Source organism: Pseudomonas sp. RIT409 (assembly GCF_003052515.2).
In the GTDB taxonomy this organism is placed as follows: domain Bacteria; phylum Pseudomonadota; class Gammaproteobacteria; order Pseudomonadales; family Pseudomonadaceae; genus Aquipseudomonas.
In genome coordinates this window covers 296,625-313,086 of record NZ_QARE02000005.1, presented here as the reverse complement: position 1 = coordinate 313,086, position 16,462 = coordinate 296,625, and the positions used below count along the sequence as shown (strand labels likewise).

The 16,462-nt window shown below is 60.9% G+C and carries 14 protein-coding genes; 8 read left to right on the top strand and 6 right to left on the bottom strand.

What is annotated here, in order from left to right; genetic code table 11:
- Together DBP26_RS09505 and DBP26_RS09500 are read right to left on the bottom strand one after the other, a co-directional pair.
- Positions 1-663, bottom strand: a 663-nt coding sequence (locus DBP26_RS09505; RefSeq protein ID WP_108237033.1) for a TPM domain-containing protein, incomplete at its 3' end; no start/stop codon positions are given.
- The gene (locus DBP26_RS09500; protein ID WP_108237032.1) at positions 663-1,286 is read right to left on the bottom strand and encodes a LemA family protein; all 624 of its coding nucleotides are present in this window, start codon (positions 1,284-1,286) and stop codon (positions 663-665) included. The genes DBP26_RS09500 and DBP26_RS09505, both read right to left, overlap by 1 nt.
- A 281-nt stretch (positions 1,287-1,567) precedes the next feature.
- On the opposite strand from DBP26_RS09500, the gene bglX reads away from it, so the two are divergent.
- The 7 genes from bglX (at position 1,568) to DBP26_RS09465 (ending at position 11,207) form a co-directional block, all read left to right on the top strand.
- Positions 1,568-3,868 carry a beta-glucosidase BglX gene (gene bglX, locus DBP26_RS09495; RefSeq protein ID WP_108237031.1) on the top strand — a complete coding sequence of 767 codons (2,301 nt, stop codon included), beginning with the start codon at positions 1,568-1,570 and terminating at the stop codon, positions 3,866-3,868.
- A 169-nt stretch (positions 3,869-4,037) separates the two neighbouring features.
- The gene (locus DBP26_RS09490) at positions 4,038-5,795 is read left to right on the top strand and encodes an ATP-binding protein (protein WP_108237030.1); all 1,758 of its coding nucleotides are present in this window, start codon (positions 4,038-4,040) and stop codon (positions 5,793-5,795) included.
- Positions 5,789-7,138, top strand: a complete 1,350-nt coding sequence (locus DBP26_RS09485; RefSeq protein WP_108237029.1) for a sigma-54 dependent transcriptional regulator — start codon at positions 5,789-5,791, stop codon at positions 7,136-7,138. Before DBP26_RS09490 ends, DBP26_RS09485 begins: the two co-directional genes overlap by 7 nt.
- 201 nt (positions 7,139-7,339) lie before the next feature.
- Positions 7,340-8,659 carry an MFS transporter gene (locus tag DBP26_RS09480; RefSeq protein ID WP_108237028.1) on the top strand — a complete coding sequence of 440 codons (1,320 nt, stop codon included), beginning with the start codon at positions 7,340-7,342 and terminating at the stop codon, positions 8,657-8,659.
- A 382-nt stretch (positions 8,660-9,041) separates the two neighbouring features.
- The gene (locus DBP26_RS09475; RefSeq protein ID WP_108237027.1) at positions 9,042-9,506 is read left to right on the top strand and encodes a hypothetical protein; all 465 of its coding nucleotides are present in this window, start codon (positions 9,042-9,044) and stop codon (positions 9,504-9,506) included.
- A 409-nt stretch (positions 9,507-9,915) separates the two neighbouring features.
- Positions 9,916-10,395: a hypothetical protein gene (locus DBP26_RS09470; protein ID WP_108237026.1), complete on the top strand. Its 480-nt coding sequence runs from the start codon at positions 9,916-9,918 to the stop codon at positions 10,393-10,395.
- Positions 10,396-10,583: 188 nt separating this feature from the next.
- Positions 10,584-11,207: a flavin reductase family protein gene (locus DBP26_RS09465; protein WP_108237025.1), complete on the top strand. Its 624-nt coding sequence runs from the start codon at positions 10,584-10,586 to the stop codon at positions 11,205-11,207.
- Positions 11,208-11,216: 9 nt separating this feature from the next.
- Here DBP26_RS09465 and DBP26_RS09460 read toward each other — a convergent pair whose 3' ends face one another.
- Both DBP26_RS09460 and DBP26_RS09455 read right to left on the bottom strand, forming a co-directional pair.
- Positions 11,217-11,456: a hypothetical protein gene (locus DBP26_RS09460; RefSeq protein ID WP_108237024.1), complete on the bottom strand. Its 240-nt coding sequence runs from the start codon at positions 11,454-11,456 to the stop codon at positions 11,217-11,219.
- A gap of 132 nt (positions 11,457-11,588) precedes the next feature.
- On the bottom strand, positions 11,589-11,936 hold the full coding sequence (locus tag DBP26_RS09455) for an antibiotic biosynthesis monooxygenase family protein (protein ID WP_108237023.1): 348 nt from the start codon (positions 11,934-11,936) through the stop codon (positions 11,589-11,591).
- 357 nt (positions 11,937-12,293) lie between these two features.
- On the opposite strand from DBP26_RS09455, the gene DBP26_RS09450 reads away from it, so the two are divergent.
- Positions 12,294-13,220: an AraC family transcriptional regulator gene (locus tag DBP26_RS09450; RefSeq protein ID WP_108237050.1), complete on the top strand. Its 927-nt coding sequence runs from the start codon at positions 12,294-12,296 to the stop codon at positions 13,218-13,220.
- Here the strand turns inward: DBP26_RS09450 and DBP26_RS09445 are convergent, their stop codons facing one another.
- Both DBP26_RS09445 and DBP26_RS09440 read right to left on the bottom strand, forming a co-directional pair.
- Positions 13,221-14,681, bottom strand: a complete 1,461-nt coding sequence (locus DBP26_RS09445) for an aldehyde dehydrogenase family protein (RefSeq protein ID WP_108237022.1) — start codon at positions 14,679-14,681, stop codon at positions 13,221-13,223.
- Positions 14,678-16,315 carry a 5-guanidino-2-oxopentanoate decarboxylase gene (locus tag DBP26_RS09440; RefSeq protein WP_108237021.1) on the bottom strand — a complete coding sequence of 546 codons (1,638 nt, stop codon included), beginning with the start codon at positions 16,313-16,315 and terminating at the stop codon, positions 14,678-14,680. Before DBP26_RS09440 ends, DBP26_RS09445 begins: the two co-directional genes overlap by 4 nt.
- Positions 16,316-16,462 lie beyond the last annotated feature (147 nt).

The window sequence follows — 16,462 nt, the reverse complement described above, 5'->3', positions numbered from 1 at the left end:
CCCCACACCCCCCCCGCCTCTGGAACCGCCCGAGCCGATCAGGCCGATGCCACCGTAGCGTGCGCTGATGTAGCAGGCGATGATGAACAGCACGAACAGCAGCAGCGTCATCCGCCCATCCGTGACCTCGTCGCCGCCCGTTGCACCGACCGCAGGTTCGGCCAGCGGATCGCCGCCCAGAACCTGCACGATGGCATCGGCCCCACGGTTGATGCCGCCGGCAAAGTCGCCCTGTTTGAACGCCGGGGTGATGATCTGGTTGATGATGACCGCGGATTGCGCGTCCGTCAGACGATCCTCCAACCCATAGCCCACTTCGATGCGCACGTTGCGTTCTTCCTTGGCCACGATCAGCAGCGCACCGTTGTCCTTGCCCTTCTGACCAATGCCCCAGTGCCGACCCAATTGGTAGCCGTAATCTTCGATCGCGCTACCTTGCAGGTTCGGCACCGTGACCACCACGACTTGCTCAGTGGTCAGTTCCTCGTGTGCCCGCAGCATCTGCGACAGCCGTTCCTTGCTCGCGTTGTCGAGCATCCCGGCCATGTCGACGACTCGCCCGGTCAGGGGCGGGAAGGTCGGCTCGGCGAGCGCCTGTTGAGCAAAGATGCCCAGCAGCATCGCAAGCCATGCGATTGCGAACCCATGGCGGGCGACACGCATCAGAATTTCACTTCAGGGGCTTTGTCGGCCCCCGCTGCGGTGGCTTCGAAATTGGGTCGGATCGGCAAATCGCGGTACATCACCGAATGCCAGAGACGACCGGGGAAGGTGCGAATCTCGGTGTTGTACTTCTCGACTGCGGCGATGAAATCGCGGCGCGCCACGGCAATCCGATTCTCCGTCCCTTCGAGTTGAGACTGCAGCGCGAGGAAGTTCTGATTGGATTTCAGATCGGGGTAGCGCTCGGACACCACCATCAAGCGGCTCAAGGCACCGGTCAGTTGGCCTTGCGCATCCTGGAACTGCTTGAGCTTGGCCGCATCGTTGAGGGTATTGGCATCTACCTGAATCGACGTCGCCTTGGCGCGCGCCTCGATCACCGCCGTGAGGGTTTCCTGTTCCTGACGCGCATAGCCCTTCACGGTTTCAACCAGATTGGGAATCAGGTCGGCGCGGCGCTGGTATTGGTTCTGCACTTGAGCCCAAGCGGCCTTGACCTGCTCGTCGTAGGTGGGAATGTTGTTGATGCCGCAACCGGCCAATAACGTGCTCAGCAGCATCAGCAGCGCTAGTGACAAATTGTAACGACTACCCCGAATGTGCCCGTAACGCTCTATTTGCATGGCCTGCGTGCCCCTTGAAGTCCTTGTTTGTTCACTTCGCCAGACATGACTTTAGCCAAATCGGGCGATCCTCGGCATAATCCTGGCCCATCACGTCGTCAGGCTTTGTCATGCCGCTCCGTTGCCGGATAAAACTCGCTGCGTTACTGATGCTCTAACGCGCCGGGAGTTCAGCGATTAGCACGCCCTGACGACAACAAAAACCAAAGGTTTCTTACCAAAAACAAAGGCCGCACGGTATTTCGCGTGAGTTGCCGACCGACGCCTTGAGAATCGCCTACATGAATAAGCTGTGTTTACTGAGTCTCGTCATCGGCCTGGCCAGCCAGTCCGTCTGGGCTGAAACGGCCGCCAAACCCGCCAGTAACCTCTCCACGCTGCAAGCCAAGAACGCCTTCATTTCCCATTTGATGAAGCAAATGACCCTTGAAGAAAAAATCGGTCAATTGCGTCTGATCAGCATCGGCCCGGAAATGCCCAAGTCGGACATTGTCAAAGAGATCGCGGCCGGCAAGATCGGCGGCACGTTCAACTCCGTCGTGTTGCCCGACAACCGCGCCATGCAAGATGCCGCTGTCGCCAACAGCCGCATGAAGATTCCGATGTTCTTCGCCTATGACGTGGTGCACGGCCAACGCACCATTTTCCCGATCAGCCTGGGCCTTGCGTCGACCTGGGACATGGATGCCGTGACCCGCACCGGGCGCGTCTCGGCCATCGAAGCCGCCGCCGATGGCGTGGACATGACCTTCGCGCCCATGGTCGACATCACCCGTGATGCGCGCTGGGGCCGCAGTTCCGAGGGCTTCGGTGAAGACACCTACCTGGTCTCGCGCTTGTCGGCGACCATGACCCGCGCCTTCCAGGGCACCAGCACCCAGGCCCCGAACAGCATCATGGCCGCGGTCAAGCATTTCGCACTGTATGGCGCCGTTGAAGGCGGCCGTGACTACAACACGGTCGACATGAGCCCGGTGCGCATGCAACAGGATTACCTGCCTCCTTACCGCGCCGCCATCGATGCCGGCGCAGGCGGCGTCATGGTGGCGTTGAACTCGATCAATGGCGTTCCTTCCACCTCCAATACCTGGCTGTTGCAAGACGTGCTGCGCAAGGATTGGGGCTTCAAGGGTGTGACGGTCAGCGACCACGGGGCGATCAAGGAACTGATCGACCATGGCGTCGCCAAGGATTTCCGTGAAGCCGCGAAGCTGGCGATCAAGGCCGGCGTCGACCTGAGCATGAACGACAAGGCCTACGGCGAGGAGCTGCCTGCGCTGGTGAAAAGTGGCGAGGTGTCGGTCAAGGAAGTCGACAACGCCGTAAGAGAAGTACTCGGTGCCAAGTGGGAAATGGGCCTGTTCGCCAACCCCTATCTGCGCATCGGCGCGGCGGTCGACGATCCCGCAGACCGCAACGCCGAGAATCGCCTGCACCGCGCGGAGGCCCGAGACGTGGCGCGCCGCAGCGTGGTGCTGCTGAAGAACGAGAATCACACCCTGCCGTTGAAAAAGCAGGGCACCATCGCCGTCATCGGCCCGCTGGCGAAAAGCTCGTTGGACATGATGGGCAGTTGGTCGGCGGCCGGCCTTGCCCGCCAGACGGTCAGCGCCTATGACGGCCTTGCCAATGCAGTCGGAGACAAAGCGAAGATCCTCTACGCCAAAGGCTCCAACGTCACTGACAACCAGGAAGCGATCACCTACCTCGACAAGATGGACGATCAGATCCCGATCGATCCACGCCCCGAACAGGAAATGATCGACGAAGCCGTCAAGGTCGCGCAGCAATCGGACGTGGTCGTCGCAGTGGTGGGCGAGTCGCGCAACATGTCCCATGAGGCGGCCAGCCGTGTGGACCTCGTGATTCCGGGCCGTCAGCGTGACCTCCTCAAAGCGCTGAAGGCCACCGGCAAGCCGCTGGTCATCGTCTTGATGAATGGTCGCCCGCTGGCGCTGGTCGAAGAAAACGAACAGGCCGACGCGATGGTGGAAAGCTGGTTCCTGGGCACCGAAGGCGGCAATGCACTGGCCGACGTGCTGTTCGGTGATTACAACCCATCGGGCAAGCTGCCAATGACCTTCCCTCGCTCGGTCGGTCAGGTCCCTGCGTATTACAACCACCTGAACACTGGCCGCCCCTATCGTGTGAACGACTCCAATTACACGTCGAATTACTTCGAAGAGCCGACCAGCCCGCTGTTCCCCTTCGGTTATGGCCTGAGCTACACGCAATTCAGCGTTTCGGACATCGTCCTGTCCATCAACAAGATGACCCGCAAAGACAAGCTGACCGCGACGGTCCAGGTCAAGAACATCGGCAAGGTTGCGGGTGAGACCACCGTTCAGCTGTACCTGCGGGACATCGCCGCGTCGTTGAGCCGCCCGGTCAAAGAGCTGAAGAACTTCCAGAAAATCATGCTCAAGCCGGGTGAGGAGAAAGCCGTGACGTTCACCCTGACCGAGGACGACCTGAAGTTTTTCAATCCGTCGCTGCAGTACGCTGCCGAGGCGGGCGACTTCAAACTCATGATCGGCCTGGACTCCGAAGACGTGAAGGAGGCGACGTTCACGCTGCAGTAAGCCCGCACGGTCAGTGCGATTTCATTCGAGCGCGCGCTTTTCTGGCATGAGCACTCATCTTCACGAATGGCAAGCCATCCAAATGCCGCTCAGAATGAAATCGCCTGCATTGTGTTTATCTGCCGTCTCCACCGGCTGACACGCCCGTCAGGTCAACAGGCCATCCGCCATGCCCCGTCTCGCTCGCCTCCTGCTCTACGTGCTGTTGATCGTCGCCGGTGCGGTGGCCGTGGCGATGCTGGCCATGCAGCAGGCGCAGCGCCATGCGCTGGAAGATGATGCAGCACGGGCGCAGCGACAGCTCTCGCTCTACGCCAACACCCTGCAGACCCTGATTGAACGCTATCGCGCGCTGCCCGCCGTGCTGGCGCTTGACCCAGAACTGCGGGCCGCGTTGAGCGGTCCGGTCGACGCCAAGACGACCCGGGCACTGAATGTGAAACTGGAGCAGATCAACGGCGCGGCCCGGTCATCGACCCTGGAATTGCTTGACCGCAACGGGCTGGCCATTGGCGCCAGTAATTGGAAACTGCCCAGCAGTTACGTTGGCCACAACTACGGCTTTCGCCCGTATTTCACCCAGACTAAAGCCACCGGCGTCGGGCGCTTCTATGCGGTGGGCGTGACCAGCGGGATACCGGGCTACTTCCTGTCGAATGCCGTTCGCGACGATGCAGGGCAGTTCATCGGAGCGATGGTGGTCAAGCTCGAATTCCCCGATCTGGAGCACTCGTGGGCTCAAGGGGATGATGTGCTGCTGGTCAGCGACGCCAAAGGCATCGTCTTCATCGCCAACCAGCCCGCCTGGCGCTATCGCATATTGCAGCCACTGTCGGATCCGGATCTGCTCGAGCTGCGCACCACCCGCCAATACGATAAACAGCCGCTGAGCGCGTTGCATCGGGAAACCCTGCGCACCTTCGGCGAGCACAGCGAATTGAGCCGCATTGCCGCGCCCGATGGCACGGCCGACTACCTCTGGCAATCACTGCCCTTGCAACCGGAAGGCTGGACCTTGCATCTGTTGCGCAAACCGCAGCCAGCGGTCGAAGACCTTCGCAACGCTGCACTGGCAGCGGCAGGCATCTGGTTGACCCTCGTCTTCTCGGGTCTGTTCGTGTACCAGCGCTGGCGGCTGGCCAGGATTCGTCAACGCAGCCGCGAAGAGCTCGAGCGGTTGGTCGAAGCCCGGACCCGCGACCTGCAGACTGCTCAGGAAGGCCTAGTGCAGTCGACCAAGCTGGCCGCGCTAGGGCAGATGTCGGCAGCGCTGGCGCACGAAATCAATCAACCGCTGACCGCACAGCGGATGCAACTGGCAACCTTGCGCCTGCTCCTCGATCAGGGGCGCGTAGAGGACGCCGCTAAAGCGCTCGCATTGCTCGACCAGCAACTCACCCGCATGGCCGCCCTCACGGGCCACCTCAAGACGTTCGCCCGCAAAAGCCCCAGCGGCCTGCGCGAACGGCTGGATCTGGCGAGCGTGGTGGATCAGGCACTGCTGCTCCTGGACGCCCGAATTCGCCATGAGCGGGTGGACATTGAATTGGACCTGACCCGTCCCGCCTGGGTGCAGGGCGACGCGATCCGGCTTGAGCAGGTGTTGATCAACCTGCTGCGTAATGCGCTGGATGCCATGCGCGATAAACCGCTCAAGCGCCTGCAGATCCGGATCACTGACGAGCAGGGTCGGTGGCAGCTTTCGGTCTCGGACAACGGTGGCGGAATTGCCCGAGAACACCTGGGCAATGTCTTTGACCCATTCTTCACCACCAAACCCGTGGGCGACGGCCTGGGACTCGGGCTGGCGGTGTCGTATGCGATTGTCCACGAATCCGGCGGCCGCTTGATCGCTGCCAATGTGAACGATGGAGCCGCATTTTCTTTTTCCCTGCCCAAGGCACCAGAGGCTGAACTGCCATGCTGAACTCAGTGATCGTGGTCGATGACGAAGCGCCTATTCGAGAAGCCATCGAACAGTGGCTGTCGCTATCGGGTTTCGAGGTGACGCTCTTCAGCCGTGCGCACGAGTGTCTCAAGCGCTTGCCGGTTGACTTTCCGGGCGTGGTGCTCAGCGACGTGCGCATGCCGGACATGGATGGGCTGGAACTGCTGGCTGAACTTCAGGCGCGTGACCCCGAACTGCCCGTGATCCTGCTGACGGGCCATGGCGATGTGCCGATGGCGGTCGAGGCCATGCGCGACGGCGCCTATGACTTCCTGGAAAAACCCTTTACCCCGGAAACGCTGCTCGCCAGCCTGCGCCGCGCGTTGGAAAAGAGAGCCCTGGTGCTCGAAAATCAGCGGTTGCACGCGCAGGCGGACACACGGACTCGCCTTGAGGCCACGCTGCAGGGCGTATCGCCGATGATGCAGACGCTGCGGCGCCACGTGCTGGACCTGGCGCCGCTGCCCGTCAATGTGTTGATTCGTGGTGAAACCGGGAGTGGTAAGGAGATGGTCGCGCGGTGTCTGCACGACTTCGGCCCTCGCGCTAAAAAACCGTTTGTGGCCGTCAACTGCGCCGCCATTCCCGAGACGTTGTTCGAAGCGGAGCTGTTCGGTCACGAAAGCGGCGCCTTCACCGGCGCGCAGGGCAAGCGGATCGGCAAACTGGAATACGCCGATGGCGGCACCTTGTTTCTCGACGAGATTGAAAGCATGCCGCTAGCCCAGCAAGCCAAACTGTTGCGGGTCATTCAGGAGCGACGTCTGGAGCGGCTGGGCTCGAACCAGAGCATTGAGGTCGACCTGCGCATCGTCGCGGCGACCAAACCCGATCTGCTCGACGAGGCTCGCGCGGGCCGCTTCCGCGAGGATCTGGCGTATCGGCTGAACATCGCTGAATTGCGACTCCCTCCCCTACGCGAGCGGCGCGAAGACATTCCCCTCCTGTTCAGCCATTTCGCGCGCCAGGCCGCTGAGCGTCTAGGCCGAAATCCACCGACGCTCAGCGGTGCACAGTTGGGGCACTTGCTCAGCCACGACTGGCCCGGCAACGTCCGCGAACTGGCCAATGCTGCCGAAAGGCAAGTGCTGGGACTGGAAAATCCAGCTTCGGTCGAAGCTCCGGAAGGCCAATCGCTGGTGGCCCGCCAGGAAGCGTTCGAGGCCCATTGCCTGCGCGCTGCGTTGAGCCGGCACTGCGGTGACATCAAAGCCGTGCTGAACGAGCTGCAACTGCCCCGGCGAACCTTGAATGAAAAGATGCAGCGCCATGGTCTGACGCGGGAACAGTTCTTACCTGACGGTCGCCTGGGTCCCCGATGATCGCGGGATGACAGGGTGGAGCCTGTTGCATCGGCGACATTCCGCGCATCCTAGGGCCTCCTCTCGGCGGATTTCCGCTCATCAAAAATGCGCCAGCCCTTCTAGACCGGGCCTTTCGGGGCCTGGCACAGCTCCTGCTATCACAGTCATCAGACCGCATCACTGCGCGCCTTCTAAAAACAATGACTTGCAGGTAACCCTATGGCCGTCCCTCATTCCGCATCCGCCGAATCCACGTCCACGTCCACGCCTCAAAAAACCACCGGCAGCCGCCTGAAATCCATTTTCAGCGGTTCGGTCGGTAACATGGTCGAGTGGTACGACTGGTACGTCTACGCGGCGTTCTCCCTTTACTTCGCCAAGGTCTTCTTCCCCAAGGGCGATACCACCGCGCAACTGCTCAACACCGCCGCCATCTTCGCCGTGGGCTTTTTGATGCGCCCCATCGGGGGATGGCTGATGGGCTTGTACGCCGACCGCAAAGGCCGCAAGGCCGCATTGATGGCGTCGGTACTGCTGATGTGCTTCGGCTCACTGATCATCGCCCTGACGCCAGGCTATGAAACCATCGGTGTCGGCGCCCCGATCCTGCTGGTCCTCGCGCGGCTGATGCAGGGACTGTCCGTGGGTGGCGAATACGGCACCTCGGCCACTTACCTGAGCGAAATGGCAACCAAGGAAAGCCGTGGTTTCTACTCCAGCTTTCAATACGTGACGCTGATCTCGGGCCAGTTGATCGCGCTGGGCGTATTGATCGTTCTTCAGCAAACGCTCTCGACCGAACAACTGAACGCATGGGGCTGGCGTATCCCGTTCGCCATTGGCGCACTGTGTGCGGTGGTTGCGCTGTTTCTACGTCGCGGCATGGAAGAGACCGAGTCGTTCGCCAAGAAGGAAAAATCGAAAGAGAGCCTGATGCGCACCTTGATGCGTCACCCCAAGGAACTGGCGACGGTGGTCGGCCTGACCATGGGAGGCACGCTGGCCTTCTACACCTACACGACTTACATGCAGAAATACTTGGTCAATACCGTCGGGATGAGCATTTCCGATTCCACGACCATTTCCGCCGCAACGCTGTTTCTGTTCATGTGCCTGCAGCCAGTTATCGGCGCGCTGTCGGACAAAGTCGGCCGTCGGCCGATCCTCATCGCCTTCGGCGTGCTGGGCACTCTGTGCACTGTCCCCATCCTGAGCACCCTGCACACCATCCAAACGTGGTGGGGAGCGTTCTTCCTGATCATGGCCGCCCTGATCATCGTCAGCGGCTACACCTCGATCAACGCGGTCGTCAAAGCCGAGCTCTTTCCCACCGAGATCCGCGCACTGGGTGTTGGCCTGCCCTACGCTTTGACTGTTTCAATCTTCGGCGGCACCGCTGAGTACATCGCCTTGTGGTTCAAAAGCGTCGGCATGGAAACGGGCTACTACTGGTACGTGACCGTTTGTATCGCCGTTTCGCTGCTGGTGTATGTCTTCATGAAGGACACGCGCAAGCATTCGCGAATCGAGACCGACTGACGGCATCCCTGCCCCGCCGCCCTATCCATGGGTGGCACCGCTCTGCTGTTTCATCGAGCGCAGCTGTACGATTGCCCAATCGTGCTGCGCTCGTCATCTACACCTGTCCAACATGCTTATCTCGCCGATCCACAGGGTCTAGGCAGGGGCGATCGCCCTCCTGCACAGGGGGACGATGGAGATACGCGTCCGTCAGCCTGCCAGGGCGATCACGCCAGCTCCGCTGAGATGATCGCTAAGTGGCTGAATACGCTGACGCTTTTCTAGTATCAATTTCAGCAATGTTCGCTAGCAATGCGATTGACTTCTTAATCATTCTGAGCCGAGTAAAGTTAACTCCATACCGAGTGACCCACTACTTATTCGAACTGGAGCAACTATCATGAAAACTAACAAACTGATCTTCGGCCTGGCTTTTTCGATTCTTGCAAGCAGCGCATTTGCACTTCCTGCGGTTGAAGGGCACAAACAGATTAATGCACCGGTTGTTGCCGAAAATGGCTCTTCACACACTAACGTCGGTCGGCTGGCTTCTGATGGTGCTGACCGTGTGGGCGCCAACCGCGTCGCTTCCGACGGCGCTGACCGGGTGGGTGCCAACCGCGTGGCTTCTGACGGTGCTGACCGTGTAGGCGCCAACCGCGTGGCTTCTGACGGTGCTGACCGTGTAGGCGCCAACCGCGTGGCTTCCGACGGTGCCGACCGTGTAGGCGCCAATCGTGTGGCTTCCGACGGCGCCGATCGAGTAGGTGCCAACCGTGTGGCTGCAGACGGCGCTGACCATGTTGGTGCAAATCGAGTCGCTGCCGACGGTGCAGATCGCGTAGGCGCAAATCGCATCAGTTAAAGATTCACCTGTTCCCTCTTGGCCCGGCATTCGCCGGGCTTAATTTTTTGTAGCGCCAAAGCGCGTCGAAAGCCCTGCTTTTCAACGCATCTCATTTCCTACGACGCTCCCCTTGCCCGAGTGGCCGGTCGGACCTCTCCGGAATTGCGCCGAATGAAGAAGGTGCGATGAGAAATGAGGATCACAATAGTGTATTTCTGTCAAGCGTCCATCTGACCAAAATTCAAGAAAAATGCCCCATTTCGGTTCAAAACCCCTCGAAACGCTTTAAAACCGGGCGCTCCAGCCAACTATCATTTTTGGCGATGGTGGATAGCAATCTTGTTAACTTCTACTTAATCCCTACGCGCGTAAACTTAGCTCCATACCCAAGTTGAAAAATTTATTGAACTTTGCTGGAGCTAACATCATGAAAACTTCGAATCTGATCTTTGGTCTTAGTCTGTCGATCCTGGCATCGAGCGCGTTCGCTCTGCCAACTTCCGATAATCATTCTGTTATTCAAGGCAATGTGGTCGCCGAGGGTGGCTCGTCCCACACCAACGCATCGCACACAGGTTCTTATCGCCAAGCCGCTGATGGTTCCGACCACGTCGGTGCCAACCGTCTGGCGTCCGACGGTGCTGACCGCGTAGGTGCCAATCGTCAAGCAGCCGATGGTTCCGACCACGTCGGTGCCAATCGCCTGGCCTCCGACGGTGCTGACCGTGTAGGTGCCAATCGTCAAGCTGCGGACGGTTCCGACCACGTCGGTGCCAACCGCCTGGCCTCCGACGGTGCCGACCGCGTAGGTGCCAATCGTCAAGCCGCTGATGGTTCCGACCATGTCGGTGCCAACCGCCTGGCCGCTGACGGCGCCGACCATGTAGGCGCTAATCGCGTCGGCTGATTGACCGTTTCATTGTTGTTCAACCTCCCGAAACTCCCTTTGTCGCCCGGCTGATGCCGGGCTTTTTTTTGCTTGCTGGATTACCGCCGCCTGGCTTCCGGCCATAATGCCAAGCACTATGGCTCTCACTCTCTTCCGAAAGCCGCTGCTTGCGCGACGGCTGATTACGCCCACGTCAGGAAACGCCCATGTCAGACGACATCCATTTCTACGAACCCTCGAAAGGGCACGGTTTGCCCCACGACCCCTTCAATGCCATCGTTGGCCCCCGCCCCATTGGTTGGATCTCCTCGCACGACGCTGAGGGCAAGCTCAATCTGGCGCCCTACAGTTTCTTCAACGCGTTCAATTATGTGCCGCCGATCATCGGCTTCTGCAGCATCGGGCGTAAAGACAGCCTGAACAACATCGAGCAGACCGGGGAATTTGTCTGGAATCTAGCCACGCGGCCGCTGGCCGAGCAGATGAACCTCAGTTGCGCACCGGTCAGCGCGGATGTGAATGAATTCGAGCTGGCAAATCTCACCGCCGAGCCGTCGCGCATCGTGTCCGTGCCGCGTGTCAAGGAAACGCCCGTCGCGTTTGAATGCAAGCTGACGCAGATCATCCAACTGCAGCGGGCCGACAAGGAGGTGGTGCCGAGTTGGTTGATTCTGGGAGAAGTCGTGGCGATTCACATCGCCAAGCGGTTGCTTAAGGAGGGGGTCTACGACACGGCAGCCGGTGAGCCCATCTTGCGCGGAGGCGGCCCAGCCGATTACTTCCAAGTGGGGCCGGAGGCGCTGTTCAAAATGTACCGGCCCAAAGCGTGATCAAGCTTATCAATCCTGCGCGAACATCAGTTCGCCCTCGGATGTAACGTCAATCAGGCGCTCCAGTTCGTCGACAGCGGCCAGGTCGGCAGCCAGCGCGGTGGTGAATGTCTGATCGGCCAGCACCCGATGAAAGACCGGCGCGCCGCCAGCCCCGAGCGCTTTGACGGCAATGGCGGCGTCATAGCCGCCGTCGCGGGGGATCGCAGCGGAAACCGCTTCATAATGCGCAAACGCTTTGCGTGCCATTGGGGAAAGACCCTGCTTCAAAGAATGAGACAGGCATCTTAAACGTTCGACTTCCATTCTGCCCGTGCTCGCGCCATCGTCGCCTCCTGCCAGGCGCAGCGGTCTGGAGAATGGGCCATTATCGGTCGGACTTCAGCCCGCCAAACGCTCAGTGGGCCATCCGCAAGCGGACCTGGTTGGCGCTACGCTGGCGAAGGTCTGGAAATCCAGGCTCTTGACCAGTCGCTCGCTCATCAGCTCGGCAAACACCTTCAGTTCAGGTGCGGCCACCCAGTCATTCATCGCCGACTCATCGGCCCATCCGCCGTGGATGACCCATAGGTCATCCTCAGTCAGTGATTTCTGCAAGGCGAAGTGCAGACAGCCAAAGGCTTTGGAGGACGGGCCAACCAATGTGCTCAAACGTGCACCCAATCGCGCGCTGTTTCCTGCACTGGCGCGCACATAGATGAGGTGGCTCACGACGGAAGTATTGTGCATGGTCTGTGCTCCTGTAGCTCCACCGCAACGGAGAATGTCTTTGCGGCTGGAAGTGAAGATTAGGTGCCAGAACGCAATAGCAGTTAGCCAAATACTGCCCCGTTATTGCCTGATTCTGCTGCGGCCGTCGTTAGAAACGGGGCCGGGCCTTCAGTATCGGCAACAGGGCGACGGGACTTTCAAGCAATCGCCCCCGCTGTGCCGGGCATTTCGTCGCGTGAAGGGTGAAGCCGGAGCAGAATCAGGCAATCATCCGACAGGATCCGCCTAACGCTGGCGATTGCACAAAAATAAGCTGTGCTGCATCAATGCTTCATGTGAGGACTTCCCATGCTGCCCACCGCTGTTGCGCCTGCGATGCCTGTCACCCCTCCCCTGCCTCGATTGAGCGCGCAGATGGAACAGCAGCGCGCCGAACTCGCAGACCTCATCCGCCGCCATGCTCCAACCGACGGTAGCTTTCAAACTGTGGTCAAGTCGCTGTTCATGGTTCGCCATGACCAGCCTCAGCAATCCGTCCCCGGCCTGGTGCAACCGGCGCTGTGCATCATGGCTCAGGGACGTAAGGACGTGACCCTCGGCGGAGAAGTGTTCACCTACGATCCGCTCAACTACCTGGTGGTCTCCGTGGCGCTGCCGATCAGCGGCAAGGTGGTGTATGCCTCGCCAGAAGAACCGCACCTGGCCATGCGCCTGGACATCGATCCGGCCGACATCAATGCGCTGATTGCCGAGGCCGGGCCGATGAGCGTACCGACCCGACCCAGCGGTCGCGGGATGTATGTCGAGCGTATCGATGCACAATTGCTGGACGCGGTGATCCGGCTGATTCGCCTGCTCGATACCCCGAAAGACATCCCCATGCTGGCGCCGCTGATCACCCGCGAGATTCTTTACCGGTTGCTACGGGGCAGCGAAGGCTATCGGCTGTATGAAATCGCGATTTCCAACTGTCAGACCCATCGCGTGACCCGGGCGATCAAGTGGTTGAACCACCATTTCCAGCAACCGTTGCGGATCGAAGAGCTGGCGCGTGAAGTGAACCTCAGCGTGTCCACTCTGCACCATCGGTTCAAGGCAGTGACCGCCATGAGCCCCCTGCAGTACCAGAAACAGCTGCGTTTGCAGGAAGCGCGGCGCCTGATGCTGGCCGAGGGCCTTGAAGCTTCCGCGGCGGGCTACCGGGTCGGCTATGAAAGCCCGTCCCAATTCAGCCGCGAATACAGTCGATTGTTCGGCGCACCACCGCTAAGGGACTTGGCGCGCCTGCGCAAGACGCTGTGATCAAGTCGCTCGTACCACGTGCTTGATTTCCTGGAACGCTTGCATGCCCCAAGGGCCCAACTCACGACCCAGGCTGCTCTGCTTGAAACCGCCCCAAGACGTCTGGGGGAAGATCACCTGGGGTGAATTGATCCATACCGTGCCCGCCTGCAAGGCGTCGGCAACCCGGTCCGCCGTCCTACTGTCGCTGCTGACCACGCTGGCAACCAGGCCAAACGGGCTGTCATTGGCCAGTGCGATGGCTTCGGCCTCGGAGCTGAACCCGCGCACGCACAGCACAGGGCCGAAGATTTCTTCGCGCCACAGGGCACAGTTCAGCGGCACTTGCGTGAACACTGCCGGCTCCAGGAAGTACCCCCGAGGCTGGCTGGCCGGACGCTGTCCGCCACACAACAACCGCGCGCCGTCGGCCTTTGCGGTCTCAATGTGATCGACAACGCGGCGATACTGCGCTTGATTGACCAGCGGCCCCATCTCGACACCGTCCTCTTCGGGGCTGCCCACCCTGATCGACTGCGCTTTGGCGACGAGGCGTTGGAGAAACGGCTCTAGGCGTTCTTCAGCCACCAACACACGGCTGGTCGCCGAGCACATCTGCCCGGCGTTGAAGTACCCGCCGCCACTGGCCAGCTCAACCGCCAGATCCAGATCAGCATCTGCCATCACCAGCAGCGACGATTTGCCGCCCAGTTCGAGGCTCACGCCCTTCACCGTTTCCGCCGCGCGCTGCATGACTTGCACGCCAACCGCATTGCTGCCCGTGAACGACACCTTGGCAATGCCCGGGTGTCCTGCCATCGGTGCGCCGACGGCCAGCCCCGTACCGCAGACGAGGTTGAACACGCCGTCCGGCAGGCCGCTCGCAGCAATGATCCGGGCGAGCTCAAGCTCCGCCAGCGGGGTGATTTCCGAGGGTTTGAGCACCACGCAGCAACCGGCGGCCAAGGCAGGCGCGAGCTTCCAGGCGGTGGTCACCATGGGGAAGTTCCACGGCACGATCAGCCCCACCACGCCGCACGGCTCCCGGCGCAGACGGGCTGCAAACGCCTCGGTCGGCAGCGCCACCTCGCGGTTTTGCTGCACGTCTGCCGCCTCGGCCAGGTCCGCGTAATAGTTGAACGTCGCAATGACGTCATCCACGTCCATGGCGGCCTCGAAACCGGGCTTACCATTATTGGTGGACTGAAGGCTCATCAAGCGCCCGCGCCGCTCAGCGACACCGGCGGCGATCCGACGCAAAATCACCGCCCTGAAGGCGCCCGTCGTCCTCGACCAGGCGTCGAACGCCGAACGGGCGGCCTGCACGGCATCGTCCACTGACTGCGCATCTCCCCCGGTGACGATTGCCAAAGGCGCTTCCGTCGACGGGTTAATGACCGCCAGACGTTCTTTACCCTCCCGCCATTGACCGTTGAGGTAGAGCCCCTGCAAAACCGGATGCCTATCTGCGGCTTCATTCATGATGCGTTCAATCCTTCCATCCACAGGCGTTGGTCGATTTCAATCACCGTGGGCCCTGTGTGCGCCGCCGCTGCACTCAACGCGGCCTTCAAAGGCTCGACGCCGCTGACGGTCTGCGCTGCACAGCCCAGCGCCTTGGCGACTCCGATGAAATCAGGGGTGTAAATATCCACGCCGACCGGCTCGATCGCCCGATTGACCATGTACTTCTTGATTTCCTCGTAGCCCTGGTTATTCCACAGCAAGACGATGATGGGCGTACGTGCTTCGACCGCGCTGGCCAGCTCCGACAGGGTGAACTGCAACCCCCCGTCGCCGATCAGACAGGCCACCGGACCGCGCTCATGGGCGTCGTCGCGCCCCAGCCACGCACCCACCGCTGCTGGCAAGGCATAGCCGAGCGTGCCGTAGCCAGTGGACGAATTGAACCAACGACGGGGCTTATCCAAGTCCAGCGTCAGATTGCCGGTGTAGACCGGCTGGGTGGAGTCGCCGACGATGACCACATCGGGCAACGCATCGAGCACAGTGCGCAGAAACAAGGTTTGGCCACGCGTCGCCTCATCCCAGGTGGCGTTCAGCGTTGCCTTCAATTGCACGGCACGCGCTTGGCCCCAGTCAGCATTGCGCTCGGCCCGTGTTTCATTGGCCAGGGCGTTCAGCAGCGCCTCGACCGCGGTCCGCGCGTCGGAGACCAACGCGACCTGCGGCGGGAAATTGCGCACGGTCTGATCGGGGTCGATATCGATGCGCAGCAGCGTGCCGGGAATCTGGAAGTGGCCTTGAAAGGTGATGTCATAGTCGGTCTCGGCCAGCTCCGTGCCGACGGCAAGGACCACATCGGCCGCTTCAATGATTGCGCGTGCGGGATCCAACGATTGCGTGGAGCCGATCAGCAGTGGATGGTCGGCAGCCAGGATGCCCTTGGCATTGATCGTCAGCGCAACCGGCGCCTCCAGGGCCTCGGCCAACTGCGTCAATGCCGGGGCCGCATCGATGGCACCACCGCCGGCGAGAATCAACGGGCGCTTGGCCTGAGCGAGGAAGGCGGCCATGCGCTTGATTGCTACAGGGTCCGGGCCCGCGCGGCAGATAGACACCGGCTCGCTGCCCAGCAGGGCGTCGGCGTTCTCGACCATGACGTCCAGGGGGATTTCGATGTGCACCGGTCGCGGGCGGCCCGCCTGAAATACGGCGAAAGCACGGGCGAGAACCGCGGGCAGTTCGGCGGCGGACATCAATGTGTGAGAGAACGCCGCAACGCCCGCCATCATTGCGCCTTGCGCCGGAAGTTCGTGCAACTTGCCGCGCCCCCCACCCAGTTGACTGCGGGCCTGAACACTGGAGATCACCAGCATGGGAATCGAGTCGGCGTACGCCTGGCCCATGGCAGTGGCGATGTTGGTCATCCCAGGGCCGGTGATGATGAAGCACACTCCGGGTTTGCCACGGGTGCGCGCATAGCCGTCGGCCATGAAACCGGCGCCTTGCTCATGGCGTGGGGTGATATGACGGATCGACGACCTGGCCAGCCCCCGGTACAGCTCGACGGTGTGCACGCCCGGGATCCCGAATACCCGCTCCACCCCATACCCTTCGAGAAGCTTGACCAACACTTCGCCACACGTTGCCATTTGTCTGGACCTTTGCTCGTTCTTGAGATCGCCTGAAGCCGCCCACGCACGGTTGCCCGGAGCAGGCGGCGAGCCCCATTGGAACCGTGGCCCGGTATCGGTGACAACGCAAAAAATGTCATGCTTAGCCATGTTTTCAGATCATGG